Source organism: Serratia sp. CY47444 (assembly GCF_052168635.1).
GTDB classification, from domain to species: domain Bacteria; phylum Pseudomonadota; class Gammaproteobacteria; order Enterobacterales; family Enterobacteriaceae; genus Serratia; species Serratia bockelmannii.
Genome location: NZ_JBJNMH010000022.1, coordinates 1 through 17729 on the forward strand (window position 1 = coordinate 1; position 17729 = coordinate 17729).

The following is a 17729-nucleotide window of genomic DNA, read 5'->3' on the forward strand; positions in this document are numbered from 1 at the left end:
ACTTAAAACCATCACAAGTACAACACATAATGAAAGATAAACTGATCAATTATCGTATTTATAATGAACACCAATAACTAATATTGATTATATTTTTTAATTTAAAAATCTAATTTGTGAATGAAAAGGTTAATTTCAGAGATTTCTTGTATTTAGGAAGTAAATTTATTGGAAGGATAACTTCAATAAAAAAGATGAAAGAAAACAGACTTTTCGTAACGCGTTGAGCTCACTGCTGCAGAGTTAGGCGTGGTATCAGGGTGGCAAAAGCCCGGTACGCTCTGCGCCGCCGTTCGAACGGCAGCATAGCGGTCTGCAACCTACACGCCATCCGTAACATAGTCGTGCAACAGAAAAGAAAAGGCCAGGCGCCTTAACGACGCCCGGCCTTTCTTCATTTCATCACTCGTCTTCCAGATACGTATAACCGTACAGACCGGCCTCAAACTCTTCCAGGAACTGCGCCTGCAGCTCGCTGTCCAGATCGGTTTCTTTGACCTGATCGCGGAACTTGGACAGCAGCGCGCTCGGATCGAGCTGCACATACTCCAGCATGTCCGCCACGGTATCGCCCTCGTCGGACAGCTCGGTCTCGACGCTGCCGTCCGGGAACACGTACACATCAACCGAGGCGGTGTCGCCGAACAGGTTGTGCATGTTGCCAAGGATCTCCTGGTACGCGCCGACCATGAAGAAGCCCAACGCCGGCGGGTTCTCCGGATCGTACGGCGGCATCGGCATGGTGGTCGCCACGCCGTCGCCGTCGACGTAATGATCGATGGTGCCGTCGGAGTCGCAGGTGATGTCGAGCAGCACCGCACGGCCTTCCGGCGGCTTATCCAGCCCTTCCAGCGGCAGCACCGGGAACAGCTGGTCGATGCCCCATGCATCCGGCATCGACTGAAACAGCGAGAAGTTGACGTAGAACTTGTCCGCCATGCGCTCTTGCAGTTCGTCGATGATAGGACGGTGCGCGCGGTTGCTCGGATCGAGCTGCTGCTGGATCTTGTTGCAGATGTTCAGATACAGCTGCTCGGCCCAGGCGCGCTTGGTCAGGTCCAGCATGCCGTGCGCGTATTGGGTATGCACGTCGTGCAGATCCATCTGGCTGTCGTGCAGCCATTCGCGCAGCGAGCGGCGGTTCTCCGGCTCGTTCATTTCCAGCCAGGTTTCCCACATGCTTTCCAGCGCGCGCGGCGCGTCGGCTTCCGGCGGCTGCGGTTCGCTGAACTCGTTGCGCTCGACGCCAATCACGTTGGAGACCAGCACCGTGTGGTGCGCGGTCACGGCGCGACCGGACTCGGTGATCACCGTCGGGTGCGGCAGGCCGTGTTCGTTACAGGCGTCGCCGATGCCCCAAATCACGTTGTTGGCATATTCGTTCAGGCCGTAGTTGACCGAGCAATCGGACTGCGAACGGGTGCCTTCGTAGTCGACGCCCAAGCCGCCGCCCACGTCGAAGCACTGAATGTTGACGCCCAACTTGTGCAGCTCAACGTAGAAGCGTGCCGATTCGCGCACGCCGGTGGCGATATCGCGAATGTTGGCCAGCTGTGAGCCCAGGTGGAAGTGCAGCAGTTGCAGGCTGTCGAGGCGGCCCGCTTCACGCAGGGTTTCCACCAGCTTCAGCACCTGCACCGCCGCCAGACCGAACTTGGATTTTTCCCCGCCGCTCGACTGCCATTTGCCGGAGCCTTGCGATGCCAGACGCGCACGCACGCCCAGGCGCGGTATGACGTTCAGCCGCTCGGCCTCTTCCAGCACCAGGTTGATCTCGGACATCTTCTCGATCACCAGGTACACCTTGTGCCCCAGCTTTTCCCCGATCAGCGCCAGACGAATATATTCACGATCTTTATAACCATTACAGACGATCACCGAGCGGGTCATGCCGGCATGCGCCAGCACCGCCATCAGTTCGGCCTTGGAACCGGCTTCCAGCCCCAGCGGTTCGCCGGAGTTCACCAGCGATTCAATCACGCGGCGGTGTTGGTTCACCTTGATCGGATACACCAGGAAATAACCGCCCTGGTAGCCGAAGGATTCACGCGCGCGTTTGAACGCGGCGTTGATAGAGCGCAGGCGATGCTGAAGGATCTGCGGGAAGCAGAACAGCGCCGGCAGACGTTGGCCGTCTTGCTGGCGCGTTTTCACCAGTTCTGCCAGATCGACGCGCGCCTGCGGGACATCCGGATCCGGGCACACGCTGATATGGCCCAGCTCGTTGACGTCATAGTAATTGTTGCCCCAGTAGGCGACGTTATAAGTACGCAGCATCTTGCTGGCATTACGATCATTCATGGCAACCTCCTGCATGGAGCGCAAAGATAAAGACTCGCCCGCAACCGGCGGACGGTGAATCAACAGATCATCAGACATGGTTCGCCTCACATTCCCTACTGACGAAACCGTCAGCCACTATCGCAGCTACAACCCGCGAGAACAACCCAACAAGCCGCGGCAGCGAAGAGAACTGCCGTTCGCGGTCAGCGATCGGTTTATCACTCATATAATTGTAAGACACCCTGTTCAAACCTCGTGAATCGGGCCAAGAAACATCCCACAGGAAGGCTGCAGGCTACCCTTGTTCAGTTCTTCAGACGACCGTTAGCCGGCCCGAGAATCCTGAGTAGCGGCCAAGTGTTTATCGCACCTGGTAAGTGACAGAGAGACAAGACGGGAAATAGCAGAAGAATGTGCGCCAGAACGGCACTGCTGTTGAGAACCAACAACCGGTAGACAACGGATCATTAATCCAACCACCTCCACGCGCGCCGTTCGGAGTGAACGACCCAGCCTCTAAATATAGTGTAAGAACGTGACCGTTCGATGAAGCGGCGAACGCCCGCGACGGATAATAGCGCAACGCTGGCGAATGCGAAGCGGAAGTTTATCGCACCTTCCCCCACGCCAGACCGCCGTACTGTGCAGCAAATGAACCGCGCGCGCAGTTTATACCGGTAAGCAGGTGAAAAAGCAAAATGAAAATTCGCCGAAAACTGTTTCAAGCGATGAAAATGGCGCCAACCCGTTTGCGCAAAAGAGCGAAAGCGCAAAAAATTACTGGCAATCTGGCTAAACCCTGACCTAAAATAGACGTCCAGATGTTAATCCATCTATACTGGTTAACTGATAAACTGCTTAACGGCTTTGCCTGAGGGGCGTTGCAGGATGCATCTCGCGCCATCAGCGGAAGACCCTTCGCTTCGATGCCGGATCTCCAGCGCTGTGCAGTAATTTCTAACCCGTCTTATGCAAGGTAAAGAACACAATGGCTAAACACCTCTTCACGTCCGAATCCGTCTCCGAAGGACATCCAGATAAAATCGCCGACCAGATCTCCGATGCCGTCCTCGACGCCATCCTGGAACAAGATCCGAAAGCGCGCGTCGCCTGCGAAACTTACGTGAAAACCGGTATGGTGCTGGTCGGCGGTGAAATCACCACCAGCGCCTGGGTCGATATCGAAGAGATCACCCGCAAGACCGTGCGCGAGATCGGCTACGTTCATTCGGACATGGGCTTTGACGCCAACTCCTGCGCAGTATTGAGCGCCATCGGTAAACAATCCCCTGACATCAATCAGGGCGTTGACCGTACCGATCCTCTCGAGCAGGGCGCCGGCGATCAGGGCTTGATGTTTGGCTACGCCACCAACGAAACCGACGTGCTGATGCCGGCCCCGGTGACCTACGCGCACCGTCTGGTGCAGCGCCAGTCCGAAGTGCGTAAAAACGGCACCCTGCCGTGGCTGCGCCCGGATGCGAAGAGCCAGGTGACCTTCCAGTACGACGACGGCAAAATCGTCGGCATCGACGCCGTGGTGCTGTCCACCCAGCACTCAGAAGACATCTCGCTGAAAGATCTGCAAGAAGCGGTGATGGAAGAGATCATCAAGCCGGTGCTGCCGGCGGAATGGCTGACGGCGGGCACCAAATACCACATCAACCCGACCGGCCGTTTCGTTATCGGTGGCCCGATGGGCGACTGCGGCCTGACCGGCCGTAAGATCATCGTCGACACCTACGGCGGCATGGCTCGCCACGGCGGCGGCGCCTTCTCCGGTAAGGATCCGTCCAAGGTTGACCGTTCCGCGGCTTACGCGGCGCGCTACGTGGCGAAAAACATCGTTGCCGCCGGCCTGGCCGATCGCTGCGAGATTCAGGTGTCTTACGCTATCGGCGTAGCGGAACCGACCTCCATCATGGTGGAAACCTTCGGTACCGAGAAAGTGCCAACCGAACAGCTGACGCTGCTGGTGCGCGAATTCTTCGATCTGCGCCCATACGGCCTGATCCAGATGATGGATCTGCTGCAGCCGATCTACCGCGAAACTGCCGCCTACGGCCACTTCGGCCGCGAGCACTTCCCGTGGGAAGCGACCGACAAAGCCGCATTGCTGCGCGATGCCGCCGGCCTGAAATAAGCCCCGACATCAACATGAAAACGGCGAGCCTGGGCTCGCCGTTTTTTTTGAGCAGATGGGTGCTCCTGGATCAACGCATCGACTGCCGGCCAGCGGAGGCAAAGCCCCCGCCACCGGGTTGCCTTACCGTTCGGATTCGTAAGCCAAAATGGCCGCAACCTCCGTAGTGCCCGATCGGATACGCAGCTCACACAGCGTGCTGCGGGTTATCCATGCCAGTGATATTACCGTGGCACAAATAACCACCAATTTTAACAGGCTCCGTTTGTTCGGCATCATGCCTTCTTCTCCTTGCCTCGCGGCGGGTAAGAGGCTAACTTAACGTTGTCGTGCGTTAGAGTAGGCCTCGGGTTGATGGATATCGACTCGGGGCTTTTCTCTTTGTATCTTTCACGCAGGCTCCAGAGACAAAGATCCAGAGCACCCGCCCGCAGTATATTCACCTCCCCCTCTCTTCCCGCGTTCCTTTTCACGTTAAATGTCTTTCTTGCGTAGCGGCACGCAACGCCTTGCAAGGCGTTGAAAAAAGGCCCAGCAACGCTGGGCCTTTGATGGCGGAGAAAGCAAAGTAGGGCTGAAGCTTACGACGTCTGCTTACGCAACAGATAAACGAAGTACGGCGCACCGATAAAGGTCGCCAATAACCCGGCGGGGATCTGATACGGGAACAGCAGCATCCGCCCGCACCAGTCGGCAAACACCATCAGCAAGCCGCCCAGCAGCGCGGCGATCACCATTTGCGGCAGCGCGCGGCGGAAGCCCAGCATACGCGCCATATGCGGCGCCATCAGCCCGACAAAGCTCAGCGGCCCGACGGTCAGGGTCGCCATGGCGGTCAGGGTGGCAGCCAGCAACAAAATGGTCAACCGCGCCGGCGTCAGCGCAATGCCCACCGAGCGGGCGGTGGCGCCGCCGAGCGGCAGGATGGTCAACCAACGGCGGCACAGCGGCGCCAATACCATCAGGCCGGCGGCCACCAGCGCGGTACGCAGCGCCTGCGCCGGCTCCACCGAATAGGTCGAACCGGAGAGCCAGGTCAGCAAGCCCCCCATACGCGGATCGCCGCTGGCCAACAGCAGGAAGATGACGGTAGTAAAGGCGGTGCTGAGCGCGATACCGGCGAGCAGCATGCGTTCCGTCGAGAAACCGCCGCGGCCTGCGGCGATCATGATGATCAGCAGCGTAGCGGCCGCTCCCAAACTGCCGGCGGGCAGCAGCCAAACGAAGGCGTCGCCCGGCACCATAAACAGCATCATCACGACGCCAAAAGCGGCGCCGGAGCTGATCCCCAACACTTCCGGGCTGGCCATCGGGTTGCCGGTCAATTTCTGGATCAACGTGCCGGCGACCGCCAGCATCATGCCCGCCGCCAGCGCCGACAGCACCCGCGGCCAGCGCCACGGCAGCAGGGAATCCAGCTCCGCACCCAGGCTCCAGTGCCAACCGCCGGCATTTTTGCCCAGCATCAGCGCCAGCGTCAGACCGATCAGCAATACGAAGCCACCCAGCAGGATCCAGCCGGGCAGATTCCCGCGCTCGGCAGGCACCTTGTCGCCAAGGTTCATCGGCGGCGGCGTGGTGGCGCTGCGCAAACGCGGCAACAGCCACAGCAGCAGCGGTGCGCCGAACAGCGCAGTGGCCGCGCCGGTCGGGATCTCACGCCACACCTGCGTCACCCCGAGCATCACCTGATCGGTCAGCCACAGCAGCAGCGCCCCCAGCAACGGCGCCAACATCATGCGGTGCGCCAGGCGGCGCGCGCCCAGCATCTTCGCCATCAGCGGCGCAAACAGGCCGATAAAGCCGATAATGCCCACCGCACTCACCAACATGGCGCTGAAGATAATGGCCAGCCCCAAGGCGCAGAAGCGCGCCATCGATAGCCCCAACCCCAGGTTGCGCGCCACGCCGTCGTCCAGCCCCAGCAGCGTCAGCGGGCGCAGCAACAGCGCCGCCAGCAGGCCTGCCACCAGCAAACGCGGCAGGAGGAACTGTACGGCGCTCCAATCCTGTTGGTTCAGCGCGCCGGTGCCCCACAGGAACATGCCCTGCAGCTGATCGTAATGAAACAGCGCCAACAAGCTGTTGACCGCGCCGCAGTACAGTCCCAACACCAGCCCGGCCAGAATCAGCGTCACCGGCGACATCCGCTTGCCCCAGGCGACGCCGAACACCAGCCCGCCCACCACAATCGCACCCACCATAGCGGCCAGCTGGCGGGTAAATTCGCCCCCCGGCAGCACCCACAGCGTGGCGATGGTCAGGCCGAGCTGCGCACCGGCGGCCACGCCGAGCGTCGACGGTTCCGCCAACGGATTGCGCAACACCTGCTGGAACAGCACGCCGACCAACCCCAGGCCGGCGCCGGCCAACAGCGACACCGTCAACCGAGGCAGCAGGCTGTAATGGAACAGCATTTGCCGCACGTCGTCGATGTCCGGTGCGCTGAGCGCCCGCGCCCATTGCGCCGGCGGCAGCTGCTGCGTCAGGTTGTATATCGTCAGGCCACCTGCCGCCGCCAGCAACAGCAGGATCAGCGTCAGCGGTAATTTCCGGATGCCAGCATTCATGCCGCACTCTCCTGAGCCTGCGCCAACAGGCGGCAAAACCGCATCGTCGACAGCGTGGCACCGTAGAACCACACCGCCGGCACCTGCCGCAGCTGGTTTTGCCGCACGAAGGGCAATGACTGCCACAGCGGCGTCGCGCTGACCTTGTCCATCATCGCCTGATTGCCGTGATCGAGATAGATGACTCGGGCGTTACGCACCGTGGCCAACCGTTCAATCCCCACCACCGCCGTGCCCCAAAAGTCGGTTGGCTCCTGCCAGGCATTGCGGATGCCCAGTTGGTCCATCGCTTCCTGGAACAGGCTTTTCTGGCCGATGATCAACGCATGGCGGGTGTCTATCAGGGAAAACAGCAGCAACGGTTGGCGGGTGTAGCTTTGCAGGCGCTGACGGGCGTCCTGCATAAAGCGGTCGAACTGCGCCAGGTGGTTTACCGCCCGGCTTTCTATGCCCAACCGCTGGCCCAGCGCCAGCAGCGACTGGCGGGCGACGGTCAGCGGTTTGCCGCTGCCGTCGTTGAAGCCGAAGCTCATGGTTGGCGCGATGGGTTGGATTTTTCGCGGCGTCGGGCCATAGCCCTGCGACAGCAACACCAGCGAAGGCTGGAGCTGCTGCAGCAGTTCGAGATTCGGTTCGGTGCGCTGGCCGACGTCGACCACCTTCGCCGGCAGCTTCGGCTCCGCCACCCACAGGTTGTAGTTATGCACATCGGCCACCGCCAGCGGCGTCACGCCCAATGCCAACAGCAGCTCGATCGGCAGCCATTCCAGCGCCGCAACGCGCGCGATATCCGGCGGCGCCTCCGCCGCCCGCCCGGGCAACGAACCCAACAGCGGCGACAGCGCGAGCGCCATCAACAAACGGCGGCGCAGCGGATCGTGAGAAGAAGTGAATGCAGAGGACATCAGTAGACAAAACTCACCGGCGCGCCGCCGCTCGGATGCGGCAACGTGCCCATAGGAATACCGTAAATTTGCTCCAGCACCGGCCCCTGCATCAGCTCCAGCGGGCCGCCCTGGGCGATCATTTCACCGCCGCGCAGTGCCACCAAATGGTCGCAGTAGCGCGCCGCCATGTTGATGTCGTGCAGTACGGCGATCACCGTGAGATCGCGTTCGCGGCTCAAGCGCTGGATCAGCGCCAGCACCTCGACCTGGTGCGCGATATCCAGCGCCGACGTCGGTTCGTCAAGCAGCAGGCAGCGGCTGTCCTGCGCCACCATCATCGCTAACCAGGCGCGTTGGCGCTCGCCGCCGGACAGGCTGTCCACCAGCCGGTTGGCGAACGGCTTCAAGCCCACCAGCGCGATGGCCTCTTCCACCTGTTGACGATCGTTGGCGCCAAAACGCCCCAGCGCGCCATGCCACGGATAACGGCCGACGGCCACCAGCTCGCGCACCGTCATGCCTTCCGCCGCCGGCAACTGCTGCGGCAGGTAGGCCACCTGGCGGGCGAAGGATTTGCTGTCCCACTGCGCCAACGGCTGCCGATTGAGCAAGACCTGGCCGCCGCTGGGCGCATGGTGCCGCCCGAGCAGTTTCAACAGGGTGGATTTACCGGAACCGTTATGGCCGATCAGGCCGCAGACTTTGCCCTGGGGAAAACTGAGCGACAGCGGTTGCAGCAGCACCCGGCCGGGGACGGCGAAGCTGGCGTTATCCAGCGCAAAGGCCGCGCCGGGATTAAGAAGTTTGTCCTGCATAGATCCTGCTTTGTCCGGGGCGACGCGGCGCCGCCCCGGCTATCCGGTTAGAAACGGAAGGTTGCGGTGGCGACCACCTGGCGTTCTGCGCCCCAGAAACAACCATATGTAGCAAAGCAACTGGACACATATTGCTTATCAAACAGGTTGTTCACGTTAAGAGCGATCGAAGAACCCGGCAAGTTAAAACGAGCCAAGTCATACTTAAGTACGGTATTCCACACGGTAGAAGCCGGTACTTTAAAAGTATTGGCTTCATCACCGAATGATGACCCCGTATAACGAACACCCGCACCAAAGGTTAGACCGCTCAACGCCGTCTCATGGAAAGTATAATCTCCCCACAGAGATGCCATATGTTTAGGAATGATAGCTGGCGTATTACCTTTATTCGTGGTGTCCTCGGTATACTCTGCATTGGTATAAGTATATGAAGCCAATAGGTTAACGTTGGCATTCAATGCAGCTTTGCCTTCCAACTCAAGGCCCCGTGAACGAATTTTCCCCGTTTGCTGCTGATACCAGCCTTCATTGGCGTGTTGAACGTCCGTTACCAGATTGTTCGACTTAGTCAGTTGATAGATCGCGATGGTTGCAGAAACTGGTTTATCTTTAGGCATGAACTTCAAGCCAGCTTCATATTGCTCCCCTTTGGATGGAACAAAAGCTTTACCGCCATATGCAGCTCCCACGTTTGGCTCGAAGGACTGTGCATAGCTGACATATGGAGAAATGCCATTATCGAATAGATAGTTAAGACCAATACGGTTTGTAGACTGGTGATCTTTTTGCTTACTGTAACTGTCTGCGACACGATCTTCGACCGTACTTTTGGCCCAATCGTAACGAGTGCCGGCTGTCAGAACCCAATTATTCCATTCGGCCTGCTCTTGCATGTAAATACCGATTTGCTGTTGCCCATCGACTTTACTAGTACGATTCAATGCACCTTTTGTATAATTACCGAATTGTGGGTTGGCAAGGTTAAGCGTACTTGCAACACCCCAACCGCCCTCAATATCATTGCTCATGCGCATGAAATCTACGCCACTCAGTAACGTATGTTCCACTTGGCCTGTAGCGAACTTAGCCTGAGCTTGAGTATCCACACTGAAGTTGTTCAGCCGCTCATTAGAAACGATATAGTTACGGTTTAAAGTAACGTTATCGGCTGCAACTCCATTACCATAGACATTATTTTGATTGGTATGCAGTTGCATATACCGTAAGTTTTGACGCACAGTCCAAGTATCATTTAAGTCATGATAGAAACTGTAACCAAACATTCGCGTCTGGCGGGAATAAAAGTTGCTCTTCTCACCCTCATTGAAATTAGTGGGCAGCTTGCCATAAGGTGCAGGTTGCACCGTTCCTTGCATTGGCAGCCAACCGTAGTAGCCCATATTAGGATCGTTTTGCAGGTAAGAATATAAGGTTAAATTAGTATGATCATCTGGCTGCCAACTGAATGATGGTGCAACAGCATAGCGTTTGACTTTAGCCATGTCCTGCTGGTCATTAGCATCTTTCGCCAATCCAGTCAGACGGAACGCATATTTGCCCTCTTCATCTAACGCATCGCTGAAGTCGAAACCAGTTTGGAACAGGCTGTCAGTGCCCATTTTAAACTGCACTTCACGAATAGGCTCATTCGTTGGACGCTTACTCACTAGAGAAACGATTCCGCCAGGGCTGCTCTTACCATACAACACAGAAGAAGGGCCACGTAAAACTTCTGCACGCTCCAGGAAATAGGGATCAATAGAGGCTTCGTTAAAGTAGTCCCCCTGCAGCTTCAATCCATCCAGATATTCATTCTGGTTAACTGAACCAAAACCGCGAATGTAGACTGCATCATATACGTTGGAACTACCGCGGCTACCGACCATCACCCCAGGTGTGTACCCCAGAGCTTCCTTGACGGAGGTTGGCTGTAAAATGTCCATCTGCTCACGTGTCACAACCGACACTGACTGCGGTGTTTTTACCAACTGCGTATCGGTTTTGGTGCCGGTGGCGCTGTGTTTGGCGACATAGGTGCCGACCGGCCCCCAGGCGCTTTCCTGCTGGGCGGTGTTGCTACCGCCCACAACGGTAATCGTGTCTTCCTTGGCGGCCGGCTTGGCGTCGGCGGAAAAAGCCGGCATCGCCAGCGTGCCCAACGCCGCAGCGACGGTGATCGCTAACGCGCTGACGGGGGTGCGGCCCTGCTTGGCCGCGGATGATGAAAGACGCTTGGTCGGCATAGTTGATTTCTCTGATGAATAATTAAATGACGAATGTAAACGATAATAATTATTATAAGCGTCGCATTTTATGCAGAAGCCAAATTAAACTGCAAGCCGAATTCATAGGGCAAATAGGTTAAGGATTAGGCGCTTAGCCATGTAGTTAACAGGGAAATAAAACGAGCGGAAAAACAAAAAAGCCCGCAACCACGGTTACGGGCCTAATAACAAAGAAAAAATTTTCACCGGGGCCGACGCCCCGGTAGCGATTACTGACCGAACATATCCTTGATCCAGCCGGCGACGCCATCGCCATCTTTTTGCTCACCCGCCGCCGGTTGCTGCTGTTGCTGCACCGCCGCCTGGCTGGCCTGGCACAATCCCTGCGGATTGTCGGTCCAGACCGGGATGGTGCGCCAGCTGCCGCCGCCGCAGATAAAGTTGCCGGCAGAGTCGATGCTCATCTGGTTTATGCCTTCCGGCGGCTGCAGCATCAGCGGCAGCGGCGTCTGGTTTTCCAGATAGCGGCGATACAGGGTCAACGCGCCGTTGGCGCCGGTCAGCTTGGCCGGGCCGTTGTTGTCGCGCCCCACCCAGGCGATCGCCACTTCCTTGCCGTCGATGCCAGCGAACCAGCTGTCGCGCAGATCGTTGGTGGTACCGGTTTTCGCCGCCAGGTTGTAGTTCGGGAACTTCACCGACAGCGAGCGGGAGGTCCCGCGCGCCACGCCCTGCTGCATCGCGTACAGCGTCAGGTAAGCGGCCTGCGCCGGCACCATGCGCTCCGCCTGCGGGAAGCTCTGGTACAGCACCGTGCCGTCTTCGGCGATCACCGAACGCACCGCCGACAGCGGCGCACGGTTACCGCCGCTGGCGATGGTCTGGTACTCCTGCGCGACTTCCATCGGCGTCAGGCCGATCGCCCCCAGCAGCATCGAAGGCACCGGATTGATCTCCGCTTTCGGGATCCCCAGGCGTTGCAGCGTGGCGCTGATCTGATCCAGCCCGACCGACAGGCCGAGGTTCACCGTCGGCACGTTCAGCGAGTTGGCCAACGCATCCACCAGCATCACCTGACCGCGGAATTTGCGATCGTAGTTGTTCGGCTGCCAGACGGCGCCGTTCGGCTGTTTCAGCGACAGCGGCGCATCCGCCAGCCAGGTGTTGAGGCGGTATTTGTCCGGCTCGGACAGCGCGGTCAGGTACGTTGGCGGTTTGGCCAGCGAGCCGACCAGGCGTCGCGCCTGCATGGCGCGGTTGAAACCGGCGAACTGCGGGTTGGCGCCGCCGACCATGGCGCGTACTTCACCGCTGAAGCGATCGACGATCACCATCGCCGCTTCCAGATCCTGCAGGTGACGCGCAGCGCGCAGCGCCGGGATGCCGTCTTCGACCGCTTTTTCCGCCGCGTCTTGCGACACCGGATCCAGCGTGGTGAAGATCTTCACGCCGGACAGGTCATTGACCTTATCGCCCAGCTTGGTTTGCAGTTCCTGACGCACCATCTGCATAAACGCCGGCTGTGGCGTAATGACGCCGCCTTTCGGCTGCACGCCCAGCGGACGCGCGCTCAGCATGTCATACAGCTCGCCGTCGATCACGCCCTGGTTCTGCAGCAGTTTGAGCACCAGGTTGCGGCGTTCCAGCGCCAGTTTCGGGTTGCGCCACGGGTTATACAGCGACGCGCCCTTGACCATGCCGACCAGCAACGCCTGCTGATCGAGGCTCAGCTCGTCCACCGGACGGCCGAAGTAATACAGGCTGGCCAGCGGGAAGCCGCGGATCTGGTCGCTACCGCTCTGGCCGAGGTACACCTCGTTCAGATACAGCTCCAGGATGCGGTCTTTGCTGTAACGGTAATCCACCAACAGCGCCATATAGGCTTCGTTGGCCTTACGCCACAGCGAACGTTCGTTGGTCAGGAACAGGTTCTTCACCAGCTGCTGCGTCAGGGTACTGCCGCCCTGCACCGCACGACCGGCGGTCAGGTTGGCCAGCACCGCGCGGCCGATGGAGTACGGGCTGATGCCGTCATGCTCATAGAAATGGCGGTCTTCCGTGGCGATCAGCGTGTCTACCAACAGATCCGGGAAACCGGAACGCGGCACGAACAGGCGCTGTTCACCGTTAGGCGACTGCAGCATGGTGATAAGACGCGGATCGAGGCGGAAGAAGCCGAAGCTGCGGCCGCTGTCCAGATTTTCGATCTTCGCCAGACGGTTGTTCTGGAAATCGAGGCGGGCGCGGATCTGCCCTTCTTTACCATCCGGGAAGTCGAACGGGCGGCGCAGCATTTCGATGCTGTTGGCCTGCACGGTAAACTCGCCTGGTCGCGTCATGCGGCTGACCTGACGGTACTGCATGCCCTCCAGCAGGTTGACCATCTCCTTCTTGCTGTACGGCATGCCCGGTTCCAGGTTGACCATGCGGCCGTACACCGCCGCCGGCAGCTGCCAGACTTTACCGTCGATGCGGCTGCGGATCTGCGAGTCCAGGTAGACGCCATAGATCGCCAACAGGACGGCGATCACCAGGATCAGTTTGATAAACAGGCCAAGCCAACGGCGTTTTTTACGCGGCGGAGTCGCTTTTACCTTACGCGGCATGCGTTCCTCCTCCTCTTCATACTCATCATCGTCATACTCGTCTTCTTCGTAATCGTCATAATCGTCGTCTCGGCGACGGCGCGGCGGCTTGCGCGACGCGGTGCTTTTTGGTTGTTTTCCTTTGCGCCCGATGGGCTCGCGGTCATCCCCAGCCATGGCTGTTGTTCTCCGAGCTTGCCGACACTGCCGGCCATGATTAGTCGCTTAATCTGTGCCTACGCCGCAGCGCTGACCAGAAGAAACATCTGAATTCCAAACCTTAAATGATCGCGACCTACTGATATTTCTTCGTTCGGCGCGTCGGTACCGCCGTGGCCGGATCGTCCGGCCAAACGTGTTTAGGGTAGCGGCCCTTCATCTCTTTTTGCACCTCGCGATAGGCGCCTTGCCAGAAGGCCGCCAGATCGCCGGTGATTTGCAACGGCCGGTGCGCCGGTGAGAGTAACTCAAGCACCACCGGGATGCGACCCTCCGCCAACATCGGGCTGCGCTGCTCGCCGAACACCTCCTGCAAACGCACCGCCAGCGCCGGCGGTTTACCCGCCTCATAACGGATCGGTAAGCGGCTGCCGGTCGGCACAGTGTAATGAGTGGGTAGCGCATTATCCAGCCGCTGCTTTTGCTGCCAGTCCAGCAGACGGGACAGCGCCTCGGCGATGTTGACCTGCTTCAATCCGCGCAGATCGCGCACGCCGTTCAGCGACGGCAACAGCCACTGCTCCAGCGCCGCCAGCAGCGGCTCTTCATCCATCGCCGGCCACTCCGCCTCCGGCAGCCAGGCTTGCGCGCACTGCAGGCGCACCCGCAATTGTTCAGCGGCCCCCTCCCAGTTGAGCACCGCCAACCCCTGTGCGCGCACCCAGTCGAGCAGCGCCTGCTGCAGCTCTTCGTCCGCCGGTTTGGCCAGCGGCTGAGCGCGCAGCGTCAGACGACCGATCTGCTGGCGCTTCCAGGCGCGCAGCGTGCCCTTCTCTTCATCCCATTCCACCGCCGTGCGCTGCGTGACGATCGCCGGCAGCTGCGCCGCCAGGGCTTCGATGTCCGCCGGCAGCGCCAGCAGGATACGCGCATCGGGGCTGTTGTGGCTCTGCAACAGGCTGGGAACGATAAGCCAGGGGGCGCGCGACAGCGCCTCGTCCTGGTTCATCGCCGCGCCCAGGCCGTTGGCCAGCAGGTAGCGGCCGTCCTGGCCACGGCGCTGGGCGATGCGATCGGTAAACGCCTGCGCTAACAGGCGCGGCGCCAGATCGACGTCGACTTGCCCCGCACGTTGCGGCAGGCGTTTGGTCAACTGCGCGGCGCGCTGCCGCCAGTTCGGTTGCGGGCGGCTCAGCCAGTAGCCGATATCCATCTGCCCGCCGCGCGGCGGTTCTTCCAGCAATGCCGCCAGCAACGCCGCCGTCGCCAGGCCGTCGGCGCTCAGTGCCGCCCCGGCGACCAGCATCGCCGCCAGCCGCGGCTCGCACCCCAGCGCGGCCATCTGGCGCCCCGGCGCGGTAAGTTTGCCGCCGTCATCCGTGGCTCCCAGCCGGTGCAACAGTGCCCTGGCCGCTGCCAATGCCGCCGTCGGAGGCGCATCAAGCCAGGTCAGCTGCGCCGGATCATGGCACCCCCACTGCAACAGCTCGAGCCAGAAGCCGGTGAGATCGCTTTGTAAAATTTCCGGTTCGGCATGTTCGGCCGCACGCTCCGCCTGCTCTTTGGCGAACAGGTGCCAGCAAAGGCCCGGCTCCAGGCGCCCGGCGCGCCCGGCGCGCTGCACCATTGAGGCCTGACTGATGCGCTGCGTCGCCAGCCGCGTCAAACCGTTGCGCACGTCGTAACGCGCCACGCGTTCCAGGCCGCTGTCCACCACCAGCCGGATACCCTCGATCGTCAGGCTGGTTTCGGCGATGTTGGTCGCCAGCACCACCTTGCGGCGGCCAGGTGCCGCCGGCTGAATCGCTTTTTGCTGTTGCGCCAAAGGCAGGGCACCATACAGCGGGCAAAGATCGGTATCGCTCGCCACCTCGCCGGTCAATCGCTCCAGCACCCGATTGATCTCCGCTACGCCCGGCAGGAACAGCAGCAAAGACCCCGGCTGTTCGGCCAGCATGCGCTTCACCGCCGCCGCTACGCCATCCTCCAGCCGCTGATGGCTGGCCAACGGCTGATATAAACGTTCAACCGGAAAGCTGCGTCCCTCTGACACCACCACCGGTGCCTGCGGCAACAGCTGCGTCATACGGACGTTGTCCAGCGTGGCCGACATGATCAGCAGTTTCAGATCGTCGCGCAGCCCTTGCTGCACGTCGAGCAGCAGCGCTAGCGCCAGATCGGCCTGCAGGCTGCGTTCGTGGAATTCATCGAGGATCACCAGCGACACGCCCTGCAGCTCGGCATCCTGCTGCAGCATGCGGGTGAGAATGCCTTCCGTCACCACTTCCAGCCGGGTCTGCGGCCCGCTTTTACTTTCGGCGCGCATGCGGTAGCCCACGGTCTGGCCGGGCTCCTCCCCCAGTTGCTGCGCCAGGCGATAGGCGACGTTTTTCGCCGCCAGCCGCCGCGGCTCGAGCATGATAATGCGCCCCGGCAACCCGGCCTTAGCCAGGATCTGCAGCGGCAACCAGGTGGATTTACCGGCGCCGGTCGGGGCGTGCAACAGCACCTGAGGAGCGGACTGCAGCGCAGCCAGCAACTCATCAAGCACCGCGCTGACGGGCAATGAAGACACTGTACTCTCCGTGGTGGTTAACGTTAAACGGCGTACAGTGTAGCATTAGCTTTGCCCCCGTAGCCTTTCAAACTGCGGCGTCGTTAGCTATAGTACGGAGCTCATCCATGCGCCCCGCTTCGCGCGAGACCGTTGCAAACCGCATTCAAGTCTGTTCCTGACGGATTTGTCATTATTTACCGAGCCCCCATGTCCAATTCGCGCCGCCTGTTTTTCGCCCTGTCTTTGCCTGATGCCCTGCAACAGCAGGTGATCCGCTGGCGCGCCGAGGCGTTTGCGCCGGAGGCCGGCCGACCGGTGGCGGCGGCCAATTTGCACCTGACGCTGGCGTTTCTTGGCGAGGTCACCGCGCAGAAAGAGCTGGCGCTGCGCAAATTGGCCGGCCGCATCGTTCAACCCGGCTTCAGCATGCGGCTCGACGATCTCGGCCATTGGCCGCGCCCCGGCGTGGTCTGGCTCGGCACCCGCCGCGCACCGCGCGGGCTGCTGCAGCTGGCCGAGCTGCTGCGTTCGCAGGCCGCCCGCAGCGGCTGCCACCAAAGCGCGCTGCCGTTCCATCCGCACATCACGCTGCTGCGCGCCGCCACCCAGCCGGTAGCCATCCCGCCGGCGACGCCGGGCTGGGCGTTCAGCGCCGACGCCTTTTCCTTATATGAGTCGGTGTTCGAAAACGGCCGCACCCGTTATCAACACCTCGAACAGTGGCCGCTGGCCAAGCAGGCATCCGCATGATTTTCTCTCCACCGCTGCGTTCCGCCACGCTGATCAAACGTTACAAGCGCTTTCTGGCGGACGTGATCACCCCGGAAGGGGAAACCTTTACGCTGCACTGCGCCAATACCGGCGCCATGACCGGCTGCGCCACGCCCGGCGATACCGTTTGGTACTCCACCTCGGACAACCCCAAACGTAAATACGCCCACAGCTGGGAGCTGACCCATACCCAACAGGGACACTGGATCTGCGTCAACACCCTGCGCGCCAACGCGCTGGTGCGCGAGGCGATTGAACACAATTTAATCAATGAATTATCCGGTTACAGTAAAATTAGTGGCGAAGTGAAATACGGCGGTGAAAACAGCCGTATCGATTTGTTATTACAGGCAGAAAATCGGGTTAACTGCTATATTGAAGTTAAGTCAGTCACATTACTGCAACAACAACGTGGTTACTTTCCTGATGCGGTAACGCTCAGAGGGCAAAAGCACCTGCGTGAGTTGCTCAGCGTGGTTGAAAGCGGGCAACGGGCGGTGTTGTTCTTTGCCGTGTTACACAGCGGTATTGAGCAGGTCGCACCGGCACATCATATAGATGAGCGCTATGCGGCGCTGTTGGCACAGGTCCGGCAGTTGGGAGTGGAAGTGGTTTGCTATGGGGCAAAATTATCACCTGACGGTATTTATCTCTGCGATAAGCTGCCGTTTTTTATCGATTAGCGCAGTCGGGTCCCTATAAATAGACAACCGGCCAGCACGATCGCCAAA

General features: G+C 59.9%; 11 protein-coding genes. 3 read left to right on the forward strand and 8 right to left on the reverse strand.

Annotated elements, in window-relative coordinates:
• Positions 1 to 402: 402 nt before the first annotated feature.
• Entirely contained in the window at positions 403 to 2379 is a 1977-nt protein-coding gene (gene speA, locus ACJ8IL_RS21835) for a biosynthetic arginine decarboxylase (RefSeq protein WP_004937600.1), read from the reverse strand.
• Positions 2380 to 3271: 892 nt separating this feature from the next.
• Between speA and metK the strand changes: the two genes are divergently transcribed.
• Entirely contained in the window at positions 3272 to 4426 is a 1155-nt protein-coding gene (metK, locus tag ACJ8IL_RS21840) for a methionine adenosyltransferase (protein WP_016926681.1), read from the forward strand.
• Positions 4427 to 4549: 123 nt separating this feature from the next.
• Here metK and ACJ8IL_RS21845 read toward each other — a convergent pair whose 3' ends face one another.
• The 7 genes from ACJ8IL_RS21845 to hrpB form a co-directional block, all read right to left on the reverse strand.
• The gene (locus ACJ8IL_RS21845) at positions 4550 to 4702 is read right to left on the reverse strand and encodes a Hok/Gef family protein (RefSeq protein WP_004937610.1); all 153 of its coding nucleotides are present in this window, start codon (positions 4700 to 4702) and stop codon (positions 4550 to 4552) included.
• Positions 4703 to 5007: 305 nt separating this feature from the next.
• A complete protein-coding gene (fhuB, locus tag ACJ8IL_RS21850; protein WP_173889738.1) occupies positions 5008 to 6996 on the reverse strand; it encodes a Fe(3+)-hydroxamate ABC transporter permease FhuB in 1989 nt (662 codons plus the stop codon).
• On the reverse strand, positions 6993 to 7901 hold the full coding sequence (fhuD, locus tag ACJ8IL_RS21855) for a Fe(3+)-hydroxamate ABC transporter substrate-binding protein FhuD (protein WP_442516828.1): 909 nt from the start codon (positions 7899 to 7901) through the stop codon (positions 6993 to 6995). Before fhuD ends, fhuB begins: the two co-directional genes overlap by 4 nt.
• Positions 7901 to 8698, reverse strand: a complete 798-nt coding sequence (gene fhuC, locus ACJ8IL_RS21860) for a Fe3+-hydroxamate ABC transporter ATP-binding protein FhuC (protein ID WP_099817512.1) — start codon at positions 8696 to 8698, stop codon at positions 7901 to 7903. The genes fhuD and fhuC overlap by 1 nt, the downstream gene beginning before the upstream one ends.
• Before the next feature lie 47 nt (positions 8699 to 8745).
• Entirely contained in the window at positions 8746 to 10944 is a 2199-nt protein-coding gene (fhuA, locus tag ACJ8IL_RS21865; RefSeq protein WP_197781674.1) for a ferrichrome porin FhuA, read from the reverse strand.
• A gap of 251 nt (positions 10945 to 11195) precedes the next feature.
• Entirely contained in the window at positions 11196 to 13688 is a 2493-nt protein-coding gene (mrcB, locus tag ACJ8IL_RS21870; RefSeq protein ID WP_025304218.1) for a bifunctional glycosyl transferase/transpeptidase, read from the reverse strand.
• A 118-nt stretch (positions 13689 to 13806) separates the two neighbouring features.
• Positions 13807 to 16245 (reverse strand): ATP-dependent helicase HrpB, encoded by a 2439-nt coding sequence (hrpB, locus tag ACJ8IL_RS21875; protein WP_187181932.1) that lies wholly within the window; start codon positions 16243 to 16245, stop codon positions 13807 to 13809.
• A 189-nt stretch (positions 16246 to 16434) separates the two neighbouring features.
• Between hrpB and thpR the strand changes: the two genes are divergently transcribed.
• Together thpR and sfsA are read left to right on the forward strand one after the other, a co-directional pair.
• Positions 16435 to 16977 (forward strand): RNA 2',3'-cyclic phosphodiesterase, encoded by a 543-nt coding sequence (gene thpR / locus ACJ8IL_RS21880; RefSeq protein ID WP_025304220.1) that lies wholly within the window; start codon positions 16435 to 16437, stop codon positions 16975 to 16977.
• Complete coding sequence (gene sfsA, locus ACJ8IL_RS21885) at positions 16974 to 17681, forward strand: DNA/RNA nuclease SfsA (protein WP_004937572.1); 708 nt, start codon at positions 16974 to 16976, stop codon at positions 17679 to 17681. Before thpR ends, sfsA begins: the two co-directional genes overlap by 4 nt.
• Positions 17682 to 17729: the final 48 nt, after the last annotated feature.